This window comes from Agrobacterium salinitolerans (assembly GCF_002008225.1).
GTDB classification, from domain to species: domain Bacteria; phylum Pseudomonadota; class Alphaproteobacteria; order Rhizobiales; family Rhizobiaceae; genus Agrobacterium; species Agrobacterium salinitolerans.
The window spans coordinates 71,251-88,178 of record NZ_MRDH01000018.1; the positions used below are offsets into that span (position 1 = coordinate 71,251).

General features: G+C 57.0%; 18 protein-coding genes. 11 read left to right on the plus strand and 7 right to left on the minus strand.

Annotated features, from left to right (window positions below):
• Nucleotides 1-47: 47 nt before the first annotated feature.
• The 4 genes from mnmE to hemE form a co-directional block, all read right to left on the minus strand.
• A complete protein-coding gene (mnmE, locus tag BS627_RS13210) occupies nt 48-1,379 on the minus strand; it encodes a tRNA uridine-5-carboxymethylaminomethyl(34) synthesis GTPase MnmE (RefSeq protein WP_165691249.1) in 1,332 nt (443 codons plus the stop codon).
• An 86-nt stretch (nt 1,380-1,465) separates the two neighbouring features.
• Complete coding sequence (gene rho, locus BS627_RS13215; protein ID WP_004444236.1) at nt 1,466-2,731, minus strand: transcription termination factor Rho; 1,266 nt, start codon at nt 2,729-2,731, stop codon at nt 1,466-1,468.
• A 186-nt stretch (nt 2,732-2,917) separates the two neighbouring features.
• Complete coding sequence (gene hemJ / locus BS627_RS13220; RefSeq protein WP_165691250.1) at nt 2,918-3,463, minus strand: protoporphyrinogen oxidase HemJ; 546 nt, start codon at nt 3,461-3,463, stop codon at nt 2,918-2,920.
• A complete protein-coding gene (gene hemE / locus BS627_RS13225) occupies nt 3,460-4,491 on the minus strand; it encodes a uroporphyrinogen decarboxylase (RefSeq protein WP_077983673.1) in 1,032 nt (343 codons plus the stop codon). The genes hemJ and hemE overlap by 4 nt, the downstream gene beginning before the upstream one ends.
• A 408-nt stretch (nt 4,492-4,899) precedes the next feature.
• Between hemE and BS627_RS13230 the strand changes: the two genes are divergently transcribed.
• Genes BS627_RS13230 through dnaQ form a run of 5 tightly spaced genes read left to right on the plus strand, consistent with a single transcriptional unit; the run spans nt 4,900 to nt 8,504 of the window.
• Nucleotides 4,900-5,721, plus strand: a complete 822-nt coding sequence (locus BS627_RS13230) for a pyruvate, water dikinase regulatory protein (protein WP_077983674.1) — start codon at nt 4,900-4,902, stop codon at nt 5,719-5,721.
• Between the two features lie 31 nt (nt 5,722-5,752).
• Nucleotides 5,753-6,352, plus strand: coding sequence for a Maf-like protein (locus BS627_RS13235; RefSeq protein ID WP_077983675.1), 600 nt, complete (start codon nt 5,753-5,755; stop codon nt 6,350-6,352).
• A complete protein-coding gene (locus BS627_RS13240) occupies nt 6,345-7,205 on the plus strand; it encodes a shikimate dehydrogenase (protein WP_077983676.1) in 861 nt (286 codons plus the stop codon). Before BS627_RS13235 ends, BS627_RS13240 begins: the two co-directional genes overlap by 8 nt.
• Nucleotides 7,205-7,813 (plus strand): dephospho-CoA kinase, encoded by a 609-nt coding sequence (gene coaE / locus BS627_RS13245; protein WP_077983677.1) that lies wholly within the window; start codon nt 7,205-7,207, stop codon nt 7,811-7,813. Before BS627_RS13240 ends, coaE begins: the two co-directional genes overlap by 1 nt.
• Nucleotides 7,806-8,504: a DNA polymerase III subunit epsilon gene (gene dnaQ / locus BS627_RS13250; protein ID WP_077983678.1), complete on the plus strand. Its 699-nt coding sequence runs from the start codon at nt 7,806-7,808 to the stop codon at nt 8,502-8,504. The genes coaE and dnaQ overlap by 8 nt, the downstream gene beginning before the upstream one ends.
• A 102-nt stretch (nt 8,505-8,606) precedes the next feature.
• Here the strand turns inward: dnaQ and secB are convergent, their stop codons facing one another.
• Nucleotides 8,607-9,089 carry a protein-export chaperone SecB gene (gene secB, locus BS627_RS13255; protein WP_077983679.1) on the minus strand — a complete coding sequence of 161 codons (483 nt, stop codon included), beginning with the start codon at nt 9,087-9,089 and terminating at the stop codon, nt 8,607-8,609.
• Between the two features lie 102 nt (nt 9,090-9,191).
• The gene (locus BS627_RS13260) at nt 9,192-9,743 is read right to left on the minus strand and encodes an FxsA family protein (RefSeq protein WP_077983680.1); all 552 of its coding nucleotides are present in this window, start codon (nt 9,741-9,743) and stop codon (nt 9,192-9,194) included.
• Nucleotides 9,744-9,883: 140 nt separating this feature from the next.
• Between BS627_RS13260 and BS627_RS13265 the strand changes: the two genes are divergently transcribed.
• The 5 genes from BS627_RS13265 to gyrB all read left to right on the plus strand — a co-directional run bounded on the left by BS627_RS13265 (nt 9,884) and on the right by gyrB (nt 15,212).
• Entirely contained in the window at nt 9,884-10,582 is a 699-nt protein-coding gene (locus BS627_RS13265; RefSeq protein ID WP_131829420.1) for a Tim44/TimA family putative adaptor protein, read from the plus strand.
• Nucleotides 10,579-11,688: a murein transglycosylase A gene (mltA, locus tag BS627_RS13270; protein WP_077983681.1), complete on the plus strand. Its 1,110-nt coding sequence runs from the start codon at nt 10,579-10,581 to the stop codon at nt 11,686-11,688. Before BS627_RS13265 ends, mltA begins: the two co-directional genes overlap by 4 nt.
• Nucleotides 11,688-12,257: a Smr/MutS family protein gene (locus BS627_RS13275; protein WP_077983682.1), complete on the plus strand. Its 570-nt coding sequence runs from the start codon at nt 11,688-11,690 to the stop codon at nt 12,255-12,257. Before mltA ends, BS627_RS13275 begins: the two co-directional genes overlap by 1 nt.
• A complete protein-coding gene (locus tag BS627_RS13280; protein WP_003521160.1) occupies nt 12,254-12,619 on the plus strand; it encodes a helix-turn-helix domain-containing protein in 366 nt (121 codons plus the stop codon). Before BS627_RS13275 ends, BS627_RS13280 begins: the two co-directional genes overlap by 4 nt.
• A 157-nt stretch (nt 12,620-12,776) precedes the next feature.
• A complete protein-coding gene (gene gyrB / locus BS627_RS13285; RefSeq protein ID WP_077983721.1) occupies nt 12,777-15,212 on the plus strand; it encodes a DNA topoisomerase (ATP-hydrolyzing) subunit B in 2,436 nt (811 codons plus the stop codon).
• A gap of 97 nt (nt 15,213-15,309) precedes the next feature.
• Here gyrB and BS627_RS13290 read toward each other — a convergent pair whose 3' ends face one another.
• A complete protein-coding gene (locus tag BS627_RS13290) occupies nt 15,310-15,912 on the minus strand; it encodes a nitroreductase family protein (RefSeq protein WP_077983683.1) in 603 nt (200 codons plus the stop codon).
• Between the two features lie 128 nt (nt 15,913-16,040).
• On the opposite strand from BS627_RS13290, the gene BS627_RS13295 reads away from it, so the two are divergent.
• Nucleotides 16,041-16,883, plus strand: coding sequence for a fumarylacetoacetate hydrolase family protein (locus BS627_RS13295; RefSeq protein ID WP_077983684.1), 843 nt, complete (start codon nt 16,041-16,043; stop codon nt 16,881-16,883).
• Nucleotides 16,884-16,928: the final 45 nt, after the last annotated feature.

A 16,928-nucleotide genomic window follows, 5' to 3' on the forward strand; every position in this document is an offset into this window, starting at 1 on the left:
CTACCAACATCGACATCACCGCTTCGGCCGCCGATGTTTCACGTGAATCATTTTCCTATGCAGAATTCCGAGAAGATCACGCCGAGCAAATCTTCCACGTCAACGCGGCCGGTAATCCGTCCGAGCGATGTTGCAGCGAGTCTTAAATATTCCGACCTTATCGCAAGGTCCAGGGTCTCGGAATCGAGCGCATCACTAACATAGTTCAGCGTCTCTTCAAGTCGTTTTTTATGCCGAGCGCGCGCGGGAACCAAAGTCTGGCCGGCACCGACGCGTTTTTCTATTTCCTGCTTCAGCATCGACCGCAGTTCATTCAAGCCTATTCCTTCCTGGGCTGAGATAGACAGATCAAATCCATCATTCAAAGTAGGGGAATGGAGCGCTGTTTTCGTTCTCACTCGCAAATAGCTCTGGCTCCCGAGCGATTCAACGGGTTGTTTCGGGAACGAATCATTATCCTGAAGCAATAGAACGAGATCTGCCGTCTCGGCTGTCAAAACCGCGCGCCGCACGCCTTCAAGCTCAACGATATCCTGTGTTTCTCTTATTCCTGCCGTATCAAATATCCGAACCAAATATCCTTCCAGATTGATATCGACGCTTAGAACGTCTCGTGTTGTACCGGCAATATCAGTAACGATCGCAACATCCCGACCGCTAAGAGCGTTCAAAAGAGTGGACTTGCCTGCATTTGGTTCACCGACCAGCGCCACCTTGAACCCGTCGCGAATGATTTCACCGCCGTTACCACCCTGGAGATGATGACGGATTTCCGTTTTGAGAAGCGCCATGGCCTCCCAAACCTGAGCCGCCACGGAATCTGGAACGTCCTCCTCGTCGGCAAAATCCAGTTCCGCTTCGATGAGAGCGCGGGCTCGCGTCAGGCGGCTGGCCCAATCGTCATAAAGCGCCGACAATTTGCCAGTGCTCTGCTCCACCGCCAAGCGCCGCTGCATCTCCGTTTCAGCCTGCAACAGATCAGCGAGGCCTTCGACCTCAAGGAGATCCATCTTCCCATTCTCGAAGGCTCTACGAGAGAATTCACCGGCATCAGCGGGCCGAAGACCCTCAAGATTTTCGAGCTCGGCAAAAATCGAAGCCATGACCGCACGACTGCCATGGCTATGAATTTCAACGCAATGCTCACCCGTGAAGGAATTTGGAGCTGGAAAGGCGATTACCAGCGCCTGGTCGATGACATCGTCGTTTCGACTCCGAATCGAGCACAACATGGCCTTTCGTGGTGACGGAAGTTCCCGTCCCGTCAGCATCTTCAACGCATCGAAAGCTCTGGAGCCGCTAATCCTGAAAACAGCCACACCCGCCGGCAAGGCACCGCTGGAAAGCGCGTAGATCGTATCGGTGGAAGCTGGCATCATTCACCTCAGTCTAAAACAGGCAAGCCGCATCCGAATAAACGGATGCGGCTTTGAAGCTCTCACGATGAATCCGGCTAAAGGCCGGATCAGGTATTCATCGATTCGAAGAAATCCGAATTGTTCTTGGTCTGCTTCAGCTTGTCGATCAGGAATTCGATGGCGTCCATCGTACCCATCGGCGCGAGAATACGGCGAAGAACGAAAATCTTCTGCAGATCCTGACGCGGCACCAGCAGGTCTTCCTTACGCGTACCGGATTTCAGAATATCCAGTGCCGGGAAGATGCGCTTGTCGGCAACCTTGCGGTCAAGCACGATTTCCGAGTTACCCGTACCCTTGAATTCTTCGAAGATGACTTCATCCATGCGGCTGCCGGTATCGATCAGCGCGGTCGCGATAATGGTCAGTGAACCACCTTCTTCGATGTTACGCGCGGCCCCGAAAAAACGCTTCGGACGCTGCAGGGCGTTGGCATCGACACCACCCGTGAGAACCTTGCCAGAGGAGGGAACAACCGTATTGTAGGCACGGCCGAGGCGGGTGATGGAATCGAGCAGGATGACGACGTCGCGACCGTGTTCGACCAGGCGCTTGGCCTTTTCGATGACCATCTCGGCGACCTGCACGTGACGGACGGCTGGTTCGTCAAAGGTCGACGACACAACCTCGCCCTTCACGGAACGCTGCATGTCGGTCACTTCTTCCGGACGCTCATCGATAAGGAGAACGATCAGATAGCATTCCGGATGGTTTGCCGTGATGGAATGAGCAATGTTCTGCAGCAGAACGGTCTTACCCGTGCGCGGCGGCGCTACGATCAATCCGCGTTGACCTTTGCCGAGCGGTGCGACGAGATCGATCACACGCGACGACAGGTCCTTAGAAGTCGGAACGTCCAGTTCCATCTTGAAGCGCTCATTCGGGTAAAGCGGCGTTAGATTGTCAAAGTGAACCTTATGGCGGATCTTTTCCGGATCGTCGAAATTGATCGTATTGACCTTGAGAAGCGCGAAATAACGTTCGCCTTCCTTGGGGCCGCGGATCGGGCCTTCAACGGTATCGCCGGTTTTCAGCGAGAAGCGGCGGATCTGCGACGGCGAGATATAGATATCGTCCGGACCGGGCAGATAGTTTGCATTTGCGGATCGCAGGAACCCGAAACCGTCCTGCAGGACTTCGACGACGCCCTCGCCGATAATTTCGATGTCCTGGCTCGCGAGAACCTTGAGGATTGCGAACATGAGTTCCTGCTTGCGCATGGTGCTCGCATTTTCAACTTCCAGGGATTCGGCAAAAGTCAGCAAGTCGGTAGGCGATTTGCTCTTAAGTTCCTGAAGCTTCATTTCAGCCATGAAGAGAAGACCGTTTGATAATGTAATGTCGGGGGAGGGCGTGTTCGCGAATCAGATGCTGTGGGAAATGCCGCAGATGACTGAATAATTCACATGCCACGAAGATGAGTGGCCCGAAAATAGCGATTGTGCACGGCCGCTGCAAGAGGAAAGCACGAATTCCGCGAAATTTATCGTTGCACCGCCCTAACCGAAGGGTTTCACAACCACAAGTATGACGATGGCGATCATCAGCACCGTCGGAACCTCGTTCATCAACCGCCAGTGACGGGCAGGCCGCGTATTTTCATCCCGCGCGAAACGTTTTGCGCTGCGCGTGAAATAAACATGGGTCGCGGTCAGAAGCACCACCAGCGCGATCTTGGCATGCAGCCAGCCGCCGGAAAAACCATAAATCGACCAGGCGAGATAAAGTCCCAATATCCAGGATATCATCATCGCCGGGTTCATAATCACCTTGATCAGCCGCTGTTCCATGACCTTGAAGGTTTCGGACTGCTGCGAACCCGGGGGTGCATCGGTGTGGTAGATGAAGAGCCGCGGCAGGTAAAAAATTGCCGCCATCCAGGAAATCACGGCGATGATATGCAGCGCCTTGATCCAGAGATAAAGATCGGCCGGATCGGCATAAAATAACAGGGCGACGAAAGCGGCAAAGACACCAATTGCGATGCCCGCGCGCAAAGCCGCCCGGTTACCGGAACGGGCGGAGGTTTGTTTTTCGTCACTCATGCCCCGGCTCCGCCGCGCACGCGCTGCACCAGCCGGGTCACGTTTTCCGGGTCAGCCTGGGGGGTAATGCCATGGCCCAGATTGAAGATCAGCGGACCTTGTCCCAGCGCCTGCAGCACGGCATCGATGCCATCCTGCAAGGCCTTGCCGCCCGCCACCATCAGCATGGGATCGAGATTGCCCTGCACCGGGCCTTCCTTCTGCAAGTCTCTGGCAAAACCGAGCGGCACCGACCAGTCGAGCCCGATGGCGTCGGCGCCCGTCTTGCGGCGATAATCTTTGAGAAGATAACCAGCTCCTTTCGCGAAGGCGATGATCTTTGCCGAGGGCCGGCGGGCGTGCACCGATGCGATAATGCGGGCGACCGGCTTTATCGCATAGTCCTCGAATTCCTTCTCACCGAGCACACCGGCCCAGGAATCGAAGATTTGAACCGCATCGGCACCGGCATCGATCTGCGCCACCAGATAATCGGCGGAAACCTCGGCCAGAAAAGCCAACAGCTTTTCCATGGCGGCCGGCTCCTGATAACCGAACAGCCGCGCCGGGGCCTGATCCGGCGTTCCGTGTCCCGCGATCATGTAGGTCGCAACCGTCCATGGAGCACCGCAAAAACCGAGAAGCGTCGTTTCATCCGGCAAAGAGGTGCGCAGACGGGAAACGGTTTCGAAAACGGGCGAAAGATGCGCCATGACATTTGCGCCGTCCAGCTTCTCGATACCGCTGACATTGATCGGGTCCATGGCCGGACCTTTTCCTTCGCTGAAAGACACGTTGCGATGAAGCGCATCCGGAATCACCAGAATATCGGAAAAAAGAATGGCGGCATCCAGCCCAAACCGGCGAATGGGTTGGAGAGTAACCTCCGTCGCCAGTTCGGGATTATAACAGAGATCGAGGAAACTACCGGCGCTCTTTCGCGTTTCCCTGTACTCGGGAAGATAACGCCCAGCCTGTCGCATCAGCCATATGGGTGGTGGTGTGACCGTCTGCCCGTTCAACACCGTCATAACCTTGCGTTCGCTCATGGCACCCAGCTTCTAAAAAATAAAATCAAAGAGATTTAAAAGATTTTCTAATTCTTAGAGTCTGTGGGTAGCAAGGATTAAAATCATTCCAGTCGAAATGCCGCAGCCACCAAGTTTCAAGCGTGCCTGCGGATATTATAGGTCCGTTTGTTCTGGAATAATCCGTAGAATCCGAATTTTATAAATGATTTCAGTTGTTTATGTCAGAACAGAATAACAGAGCGATTGTGGATAATTTGTGGAAAATTTTGAACAGTTGCGCATTCTCCCAACAATCCACAAGCACGTCGGAGACGACTTAAGCCACTTGCGGATTGTGGAAAAACACCACTTTATTCACGTCGCGGTTCGACCCGCAGGACAATTCGGAGATTTGTCCCGGTTTATCAACAGCGGGAGAAAAACAGCGTGGAGAACAAAAAAAGCTTCTTCCATCTGCACCTGATTTCGGACTCAACGGGGGAGACTCTAATGTCGGCTGGTCGGGCCGTCTCGGCCCAGTTCCATGCTTCCATGCCTGTGGAACATGTCTATCCGATGATTCGAAACCAGAAGCAGCTCGCGCAGGTCGTGGATCTCATCGACAAGGAACCGGGCATTGTTCTCTATACGATCGTCGACCAGCAGCTGGCGGAGTTTCTGGATTTGCGATGCCACGCGATTGGCGTACCCTGCGTGAATGTTCTTGAACCAATCATCGGCATCTTCCAGACCTACCTTGGTGCGCCGTCCAGACGGCGGGTGGGTGCGCAACATGCCTTGAATGCGGATTATTTCGCGCGGATCGAGGCGCTTAATTTCGCTATGGATCATGATGACGGGCAAATGCCGGAAACCTATGACGAGGCCGATATCGTCATTATCGGCATCAGCCGCACATCGAAAACACCAACCAGCATCTATCTCGCCAACAGGGGAATAAAGACCGCCAATATTCCTGTTGTTCCCAATGTACCGCTACCCGAAAGCCTGTATGCCGCCACCCGGCCGCTGATTGTGGGCCTGGTCGCGACATCGGACCGCATATCGCAGGTGCGGGAAAACCGCGAACTCGGCGCGACGGGCGGATTTGACAGCGGTCGCTACACGGATCGCGCCACCATCATGGAAGAGCTGAAATATGCGCGAGCGCTCTGCGCCCACAACAATTGGCCGCTGATCGACGTTACGCGCCGCTCCATCGAGGAAACGGCGGCGGCCATCCTTGCCCTTCGTTCGAGGACACGATAATCCGAATCGCATCATTCGGAGCAGACAGTCGATGAAACAGGAACTGATCCTCGCCTCGTCCAGCGCATCCCGCCAGATGTTGATGCGCAATGCGGGGCTGACATTTTTAGCCATCCCGGCGGATATTGACGAGCGCGCGCTCGATGAAAAGCTGGAACGAGACGGAGCCAGCCCGGAAGAGGTGGCACTGGAACTCGCCAGGGCCAAGGCTCTTGCCGTCAGTAGGCTCTATCCCGGAGCATTGGTTCTCGGCTGCGACCAGACCATGGCGCTCGGCGCCCGCGTCTATCACAAGCCAAAAACCATGGCGGAGGCCGAATCGCATCTCCTGTCATTGTCCGGCAAGGTTCACCGCCTGAACAGCGCCGCCGTTCTCGTACAACATGGTGAGGTGGTGTGGCAGATTGTTTCCAGCGCTGAGTTGACCGTTCGGACTTTGAGCGCCGAATTTGTCTCCCGCCACCTGCAACGCGTGGGAGAAAAGGCCTTGAGCAGTGTCGGTGCGTACCAGCTCGAAGGAGAAGGAATCCAGCTATTCACCTCAATCGAGGGCGACTACTTCACGATTCTCGGCTTGCCGCTTCTGCCGCTTTTATCCAAACTGCGCGACATGGACGTTGTCGATGGCTGATTCACGTGAAACATTAACCATAAACGCATTCGTTGTCGGCTATCCGATCAAGCATTCCCGATCGCCCATCATCCATTCCTATTGGCTGAAGAAATTCGGCATTGCCGGTTCCTACAAGGCTGTGGAAGTCTCCCCGGATGATTTTGCGAATTTCATTGCAACGCTGAAGCAAGGCAAACCGGGCACGGCCGTCGGTGGCAATGTCACTATTCCCCATAAGCAAGCGGCTTATCAGCTGGCAGACAGGCCCGATGCGCTGGCGGAAGAACTCGGCGCCGCCAACACGGTCTGGATGGAGGAGGGCGAACTCCACGCTACGAATACGGATGGTTATGGTTTTGTCTCCAATCTCGATGAGCGACATCCGGGTTGGGACAGGGCCGAGCGGGCCGTGGTTCTAGGCGCAGGCGGTGCAAGCCGGGCGGTCATCCAATCGCTTCGTGATCGCGGCATTGCCGAAATCCACGTCCTCAACCGTACCGTCGAACGGGCCCGCGAACTGGCCGACCGTTTTGGGCCGCGGGTTTTTTCCCATCCCCAGGTAGCGCTTTATGAGGTCATGCAGGGTGCCGGACTTTTCGTGAATACGACGTCGCTCGGCATGGACGGGACGGAAGCGCCGCATCTTGATTTTTCGCTGTTGGCCGCCCAGGCCGTCGTAACCGATATCGTCTATGTGCCGCTGAAAACCCCGATCCTCAAAATGGCGGAAGAGCAGGGCATGGCTACCGTCGACGGGCTCGGCATGCTGCTTCACCAGGCAAAACCCGGCTTCGAGCGGTGGTTCGGCAAAACGCCGGAGGTCGATGAGGCCCTGCGTTCTCTCATCATCGAGGATATGGAGAAACATTGATGATCGTCATCGGTCTCACCGGCTCGATTGGAATGGGAAAAACGACGACGGCGAGGTTGTTCGCGGGAGAAGGCGTTCCGGTTCTCGATTCCGATGAGGTCGTGCACGGGCTTTACCGGGCGGAAGCCGCCCCGCTGATCGAAGCGGCCTTCCCGGGCACGACCGTTTCCGGTGCGGTGGACAGGCAGAAACTCGGTGAGATCTTGCGGCAGAATCCGGCTAATTTTAGAAGACTGGAAGAGATCATACATCCGCTGGTGCGTGAAAGGCAGGAGGCTTTTCTCGCTCAAGCAAGGAAAGAGGATCGGCAATTCGCCCTCCTCGATATTCCGCTGCTGTTCGAAACCGGGGCGGAAAGCCGCGTCGATAAAGTCGTTGTCGTCAGTTGCGCGCCGGAGATTCAGCGAGAGCGGGTTTTGTCCCGACCGGGAATGACGGAGGAGAAATTCGAAATGATCCTCGCCCGCCAGATGCCCGATGTGGAAAAGCGCCGGCGTGCCGACTTTATCGTCGATTCCGGAAATGGTGTCGAAGCAGCAAGGGATCAGGTAAAAGAGATTCTGCAGAAACTGGCCGCTCAGTCGCGCCGCGGAGATATGAATGCGTGAGATCATTTTCGATACGGAAACTACGGGGCTCGAATCGAAGCTGGACCGCGTGATTGAAATCGGCGGCATCGAGTTGATCAACCACTTTCCCACCGGCCGAACTCTGCATCTGTACATCAGCCCGGAAGATCGCAAGGTTCACCCCGACGCACTTGCCGTTCACGGGATTACCGATGAGTTTCTGAAGGATAAACCCAAATTCGCTGAGGTCGTCGACCAGATTCGTGACTTCTTCGAGGGTGCGCGCTGGGTGGCGCACAACGCCACGTTCGACATGGGCTTCATCAACGCCGAATTTGCCCGTCTCGGTATTGAGCCGGTCTCTGCCGAGCTGGTGACGGATACGCTTTCGCTTGCCCGTCGCAAGCACCCGATGGGACCGAACTCGCTGGACGCGCTTTGCCGTCGTTACGGCATCGACAATTCCCATCGCACCAAGCACGGCGCGCTTCTCGACTCCGAACTGCTCGCCGAGGTTTATATTGAAATGATTGGCGGGCGCCAGACGGCGCTCGGTTTCGGTTCCGCCGCCAAGCAGGAAACCATCATCGTCGAGGACGATGTACCGCTTGAGCCGCTGCAAAGGCCGCGGGCTTTGCCCTCCAGGCTGGATGCGGAAACGGTCGCGGCCCACGGTAAACTTGTTCTCGGCATGGGCGACAAGGCGATCTGGAACCGTTACCAGAATTGATACCTGTCCAGGCACTGTAAACGGTGAATGCCGTCAAAGAAAAACCCGGGCATGAACCCGGGTTTTGTTTTGTCTGAATTCTGCAGCGCAGAGCCGCGTCACTTAGTTCGGTACCGCCTGAACCTTGGCCTTGGCCTGTTCCTCGGCAACGCGCTGGGCGAACATCTGCGCGAAATCGATTGGATCGATCATCAGCGGCGGGAAACCGCCATTGCGGGTAACGTCCGCAATGATCTGGCGCGCGAAAGGGAACAACAGGCGCGGGCATTCAATGAACAGCACCGGCAGCATATGTTCCTGCGGGAAGCCGGCAATGCGGAACACGCCGCCGTAAACCAGTTCGGCCGCGAACAACACCTTGTCGCCATCCTTGGCTTCCGCGTTCAGCGTCAGAACAACATCGAAATCCGAACCGGAGATCGGGTTTGCGTTGACGTTGACATTGATATTAATCGACGGCGCATTGTCACGTGCCTGAAGCGAGCGAGGAGCACCCGGATTTTCGAAGGAAAGATCCTTGATGTACTGGGCAAGAATGTTGAGGGAAGGACTTACTGCGTCCTGTGCACCATTTTCAGCGGTCATTACATTTCCTCACGGCATGAATTCGTGGAAGGCGGTCTACCATTTCGACCGGGGGCTTACAACCCTTCGTGATCGGGTCACCGCGATCCGTTCCGCCCGGGATCAGGGTTTTGGCAGGTCGCGATTGTCCGGTTTGCGCGACCATGGGGAATCATCCTTTGGCTCGTCGCGATGAAACTCTTCCTCGTCGAGATCCACTACCTTCGAATTGCCCGTATGTCCCGGGTCGTTCCGAAAGCCGGAAAAATCTCCGGGCTGAGAACCAGATTGCTGGCCGGAGTGCCGAAAGGAACCAGCAACGACGACGCGCGGCCCGAAGGCCTTCCAGAAAAAGCGCCGTACGGTGGGCGACAGAAGCAGAAGGCCGAGAATGTCGGTAATGAAACCGGGAATGAAAAGCAGGATCCCGGCAACGACGCGCATGGCGCCATTCACCAACTCATCCGCCGGCTGCGCGCCGGTACGCCCCGCGTCCTGGAGGTTTCTCACCATGCCGATGCCTCCGAGCCGCAGGATGAGCAACCCCAGAAACGAGGTGAACAGGACAAGCGCCAATGTCAGCCACAAACCGATTGCCTTGCCAACAATGATGAAACCGGCAATTTCGAGGATGGGCATCATCAGGATGGCGATGGGGAGAAAGGGAAAACGCATCTTCTAGCCTTGCGTGTGCATCTCTGGCAGATTGCCGGTTCCCGGGACACCGATGATTGAATCTGCGCATTTGAATGATGATAAGATGCAGACTATATGATGGTGTAGTTTTCGAATTTAAATGGCGGTTTTGGTAAAAGATGGGCTTTAGCGACTTTATCACATTGTTTTTTCTCGTTGCAGCGGTGCTGATCTTTTTTCAGCTGCGCAGTGTCCTCGGCCGCCGCACGGGCAATGAGAAGCCGCCATTCGACCCCTATAGCCCGCGAGATGCGGTGAAGGGCCCGGTTGCAGATGATAACAAGGTCGTGACCTTGCCAAAGCGCAGCGAGGGGGACGACGAAAACCGTTTTGCCGAGGCGGACGCGCTTGCGCCCGTCGATACGCCGCTCAATGCGTCTCTGCGTGAGGTGATGACCAGGGACCCGTCCTTCGGGCCGAAGGAATTCCTGAACGGCGCCCGCATGGCCTATGAAATGATCGTCATGGGCTTTGCCGATGGCGACCGCAAGACGCTCAAGAACCTTCTGTCGAAGGAGGTTTTTGACGGTTTCGAGGCGGCCATTTCCGAGAGGGAAGGTCGTGGCGAGGTGGTGAAGTCCACCTTCGTGGGTATCGAGAAAGCAGATATCACGCAGGCCAGTGTGCGTGATTCCGAAGTGCAGATCACCCTGAGGATCGTCAGCCAGCTGATTTCGGCGACCTATGACAAGGATGGCAAGCTGGTGGATGGCGATCCGGATGCGGTTGCGGAGGTGGACGACATCTGGACCTTCTCGCGCGATATCCGCTCGCGCGATCCGAACTGGAAGCTGATCGCCACCGAATCCGAGCAATGACCGCGCCCTTTTCGATCGAAGAAGTTTCTTTCAGCGACCTGCCCGGATGGCGGCAAGACGATCCGGGCAAGCTTTTTCCGGCGATGGCGACAATCCTGTCGCACCTTCGGATCGCAAAACCCTACAGGACAGGCGCGCTCGGGGTCACGGCGGCGGAACTGGTTTCGCTTCTGGAAAGCGCAGAGAAAAACCCAATAGACAGCCCGGAGCAGGCGCGCCGGTTTTTCGAAACCAATTGCGTGCCTTTCAGGATTTCTTCGGCTCCGGGAAAAAGCGGTTTCGTGACCGCTTTTTACGAACCCGAACTAGAAGTGTCATCTGAAGCCGACGACATCTGGCGTTATCCGATTTACCGCCGTCCGCCCGAGCTGGTGGATATCGACGACGCCAATCGGCCCGCCGGTTTCGATACGTCCTATGCTTTCGGCAGAGCGGATGAAAACGGGATTTCCTATTTTCCCGACCGGCGGGAGATCGATGAAGGGTATCTGGAGGGCAGGGGCCTTGAGATTGCCTGGGCAAGATCGAAGGTCGACGTGTTTTTCGTCCATGTGCAGGGTGCGGCGCGTCTGGTGTTTCGCGATGGCGCGGTAAAGCGCATCACCTATGCGGCAAAGGCCGGGCATGCTTTTTCACCGATTGGCCGTCTGCTTATCGATCGCGGGGAACTTGATCCGAAAACCGTGTCGATGCAGGCGATCCGCAAATGGCTCGCTGACCATCCCGACAAGGTGGATGGGGTACTATGGCATAACCGCTCCTATATTTTTTTCCGGGAGGCGGATGTCGCCGGTCAGGATATGGGGCCGATTGCGGCTGCGAAGGTTCCGTTGGTCGCGGGGCGCGCGCTTGCGGTGGACAGGCTCATCCACACGTTCGGGCTTCCCTTCTTCATCCATTCACCGTCGCTTACGCATCTCGATGACGGAAAACCTTTTGCGCGGCTGATGCTGGCGCTCGATACGGGTTCAGCCATTGTCGGCCCGGCCCGTGGCGATATCTTCACTGGCTCCGGTTTCGAAGCAGGAGAGCTTGCCGGTACGGTGCGCAATGAGGCCGACTTTTATATACTGATACCGCAGGTGGCTGCGCAGAGGTATCGGTGATGAAGACCAGTCGCAAGCTCGGCAAGGAAGAGCGCATTCTGTGGGGAAAGGTTGCAAAAACCACGCGGCCGATCTCCGGCAGGCTGGAAGATTTGCTGGCTTTCGAGGACATGGAGGAGCCTCTGGTTGAACCCGAGGTTTCCCAGACCGGAAAAAGCAGCTTTCCGCGCATGCTTGCGGAGCCGGCCGAGCCGCCATCAGCGGCTCCGGATAAAAAGCCGAAAATTCATCAGCCGATGGAAAAACCGGTCAAGCGCAAACTCACCCGTGGCCGGCTACCGCTGGAAGGGCGGATCGATCTGCACGGTATGTTCCAGAGCGAAGCTCATGCGGTGCTGCTTGATTTTCTGTTGCGCGCGCATGAACGCGGTCTGAGGCATGTGCTCGTCATAACGGGCAAGGGCCGTTCCATCGGCAGCGACGGTGCGCTGAAAAGGGCGGTGCCCATGTGGTTTTCCAAGCCGGAATATCGCCACCTGATTTCATCCTATGAGGATGCATCCGCCAATCACGGCGGCGACGGCGCGCTTTATGTGCGGCTGGCGCGTCGGCGCGGTGAAAAGTCATGACACCTTTTGCGGAGGCCGTGCGGCAGCTTCGCGAGCGCAAGGGCGTGACGCAGAAGGAAATGGCCGCCGCCATCGGCGTGTCGCCCGCCTATCTTTCGGCGCTGGAGCACGGCAAGCGTGGAAAGCCGAGCTTTGATCTGTTGCAGCGCATTGCCGGATATTTCAACATCATCTGGGACGAGGCGGAGGAATTGTTCTTTCTGGCCGGCTCGTCCGACCCGAAAGTGGTTATCGACACCATCGGCCTGCCGCCGCAATATACGGCTTTCGCCAACCGGCTGGCACGGGATATTCGCAAGCTGCCGCCGAGTGTGGTAGAGGAACTGTCAGCCGTGCTGCAAAAAAGCCGTTCTTGCGATTGAAACCCCTCTATCCCCTGCTTTATGCAGCATCCTGAAGCATGCGGCCTTTGGGATTGGGTGTAGAATTTCTATAGTCGCATGTCGGATTTGAGTGATTCGCTGGCTTCAGGCCTTCTCACTGGAAACCTGGCCCGAGAAAACTTTGGAAAGAGTATTTATGACCGAAACATCGTCAAGCGAAGTCGGCGCGAACGCGGAATATGGAGCCGATTCGATCAAGGTCCTCAAGGGCCTTGATGCCGTGCGCAAACGGCCCGGCATGTATATCGGCGATACCGATGACGGTTCCGGCTTGCACCACATGGTCTATGAGGTCGTCGACAACGCCATCGATGAAGCGCTTGCCGGCCATGCCGATCTGGTGACGGTGACGCTGAACGCTGACGGATCGGTGACGGTGACGGATAACGGGCGCGGCATTCCAACCGACATCCATTCTTCCGAAGGCGTTTCCGCCGCCGAAGTCATCATGACCCAGCTGCACGCGGGCGGCAAATTCGACCAGAACTCCTATAAGGTTTCCGGTGGTCTGCACGGCGTCGGCGTCTCGGTGGTGAACGCGCTATCCGTCTGGCTGAAGCTCAGAATCCGCCGCAATGGCAAGGTGCATGAAATCGGCTTCACCCATGGTGTCGCCGATGCGCCGCTTTCCGTCATTGGCGAATATGAAGGCCGCTCGGGCACGGAAGTGACCTTCCTGGCAAGCCCGCAGACCTTCACCATGACGGACTATGATTATGGAACGCTGGAGCATCGCCTGCGCGAACTCGCATTCCTGAATTCCGGCGTGCGCATTCTGCTGACAGACAAGCGCCATTCCGACGTCAAGCAGGAAGAGCTGCTGTATGATGGCGGTCTCGAAGCCTTCGTCCGTTATCTCGACCGCGCCAAGAAGCCGCTGGTTGACAAGCCAGTCGCCATCAAGGGTGAAAAGGACGGCATTACGGTTGAGGTCGCGCTGTGGTGGAACGACAGCTACCACGAGAATGTGCTCTGCTTCACCAACAACATTCCCCAGCGCGACGGCGGCACCCATATGGCCGGTTTCCGCGCGGCGCTGACCCGTCAGGTAACCTCCTATGCGGAAACCTCGGGCATCCTGAAAAAGGAAAAGGTGAGCCTGCAGGGCGAGGACTGCCGTGAAGGTCTGACGGCCATTCTTTCCGTCAAGGTTCCCGACCCCAAATTTTCCTCGCAGACGAAAGACAAGCTCGTTTCGTCCGAAGTGCGTCCGGTCGTGGAAAGCCTTGTCAACGAAGCGCTCTCCACCTGGCTGGAAGAACATCCTTCCGACGCACGAATTCTGGTCGGCAAGGTGGTGGAAGCGGCGGTTGCCCGCGAAGCTGCCCGCAAGGCGCGCGAACTGACGCGCCGCAAGGGCGCTCTCGATATCGCCTCTTTGCCCGGCAAGCTTGCCGATTGCTCAGAGCGCGATCCGGCGAAATCCGAACTTTTCCTCGTCGAGGGTGACTCCGCTGGCGGTTCGGCCAAGCAGGGCCGCTCGCGCGAGACTCAGGCCATCCTGCCGCTGCGCGGCAAGATCCTCAATGTAGAACGCGCCCGTTTCGACAAGATGTTGTCCAGCCAGGAAATCGGCACGCTGATCACAGCGCTCGGCACCTCCATCGGCAAGGATGAGTTCAACGCCGACAAGCTGCGTTACCACAAGATCATCATCATGACGGATGCTGACGTCGACGGCGCTCACATCCGTACCCTGCTCTTGACCTTCTTCTTCCGCCAGATGCCGGAACTGATCGAGCGCGGCCATCTCTATATCGCTCAGCCGCCGCTTTATAAGGTCACGCGTGGCAAATCCGTGCAGTACCTCAAGGATGAGAAGGCGCTGGAAGAATACCTCATTTCGATGGGTCTTGAGGAAGCATCGCTGACCCTCGGCACCGGTGAGGTTCGCGTCGGCGCCGATCTTCGCGAAGTCATTCTCGATGCGCTGCGCATGCGTTCGCTGATCGACGGGCTTCATTCCCGTTACAGCCGCTCGATCGTGGAACAGGCGGCGATAGCCGGCGCGCTGAACCCCGAGCTTTCGGCCGATGCCGCCCGCGCCGAGGAGACCGTTGCTGAAGTGGCGCGGCGTCTCGACATGATCGCGGAAGAAACCGAACGTGGCTGGTCCGGCACGGTGCTGCAGGATGGCGGCTTGCGCTTCGAGCGCATGGTGCGCGGCGTCAAGGAAGTCTCGACGCTGGATATGGGCCTGCTCGGTTCGGCCGATGCCCGCCATATCGATCAGCTCGCAGCTCGTATGCGCGATATCTACGCCACGCCGCCGGTCCTGCAACGCAAGGACGGCACGATGGAACTGGCCGGTCCGCGCGCGCTTCTGGATGCAATTTTTGCCGCTGGCCGCAAGGGTCTTTCCATGCAGCGTTATAAGGGTCTCGGCGAAATGAATGCCGAGCAGCTGTGGGAAACGACGCTTGACGCCAATGTTCGCTCGCTTCTCCAGGTCAAGGTCAACGACGCCACCGATGCCGACGGCCTGTTTGCCCGCCTGATGGGCGACGAAGTGGAGCCGCGTCGCGACTTCATCCAGGAAAACGCGCTTAGCGTCGCGAACCTCGATATCTAATCCTGTGGAGCGTTTCGCGGAACGATTCACGTGAAACGAAACTTTAACAAAAGGCCCGGCGGTCAATTCCGCCGGGCCTTTTGTCGTTCTGAGAACATCAATCAACCTTGCCGGTGAAGCGACCTTCGAAGGCCACATCCGAAAGGGGCAAACGCTTGCTCGGCACTTCCCGCTCCGCTAGATCATCAGGGAGAACGGACTTGTCGGTCAGCGTGCCGATGGCGACCGCGGCCTCAACCTTGTAGCCTTCCGGAATGTTCAGTTTTTCAACGATTTTATCCTTCAATATGCCACCCATGCCGTGCGCGTGGTAACCGAGCAGATGTGCCTGCATGGCAAGCGAAAACCAGGCGGCACCCGCATCAAAGGAATGGGTAGCGGATGGCTTTTTCTCGCCTTCACGCGAGATGTTGTGGTCGCGGGAAGTGACGAAGAGCAGCACGGAGGCATTTTTTGCCCAGCGCTGGTTTCCCTCCATCAGCAGTTCCACGAAGAGCAGCCAGTCTTCGCTATCCTTGTGCGCATAGACAAACCGCCATGGCTGATAGTTGGAGGCAGACGGCGCCCAGTGCGCGGCATCCAGAATGGTCATCAGATGCTCTTGCGGCATGGCGTGGCCATCGAAGGCGCGTGGAGACCAGCGATCGAGGAAGAGGGGATCGACGGGATATTCTGATTGCCGGGAATTACTGTTCGTCACGAGCCATGTCCTTATGATTGAAGGGAAGGAAAAGGTATTTTTCGAAACTTGGCTCAGTCAAGGGGTGACAAGTATGAATGCATCGTTCATATGTGCATCACCTTGTCTGACAACCGGGAGAGAGTTCCATGAAATTGATGCGTGTTGGCCAGCCCGGCCAGGAAAAACCAGCCATTCTCGACGCGGAAGGAAAAGTCCGCGATCTGTCCGCCCATGTCAAAGACATTGGCGGCGATGCCATTTCTCCAGAGGGTCTCAAGAAGATCGCCGCGATCGACCTCGGCACACTTCCGGTGCTGAACGAAGAGCGCATCGGCGCCTGCGTTGCCGGAACGGGAAAATTCATCTGCATCGGCCTCAATTTCTCCGACCACGCCGCCGAAACAGGTGCGACCGTACCGCCGGAACCGGTCATTTTCATGAAGGCGACCTCGGCCATTGTCGGTCCGAACGATAACGTCACCATTCCGCGCGGTTCTGAGAAGACCGACTGGGAAGTCGAGCTTGGCGTCGTCATCGGCAAGACCGCGAAATATGTCTCGGAAGCCGATGCTCTCGACTATGTCGCCGGTTATTGCGTTTCGCACGATGTTTCCGAGCGCGCCTTCCAGACGGAGCGTGCCGGTCAGTGGACCAAGGGTAAGTCCTGCGACACTTTCGGCCCCATCGGCCCATGGCTGGTGACGAAGGACGAAATCACCGATCCGCAGAACCTCGGCATGTGGCTGAAAGTGAACGGCCAGACCATGCAGGATGGCTCCAGCAAAACCATGGTTTACGGCGTTGCCCACGTTGTCTCCTATCTCAGCCAGTTCATGTCGCTGCATCCCGGCGATGTCATTTCCACCGGCACCCCCCCCGGCGTCGGCATGGGCCTGAAGCCGCCGCGTTACCTGAAGGCTGGTGACGTCGTGGAACTCGGTATCGAGGGCCTCGGTTCCCAGAAGCAGACTTTCGTCGCCGATATCTGATCGCTACGGCGTTCAACGGAAAGTGAGGCGCTGGCGGGAAACCGC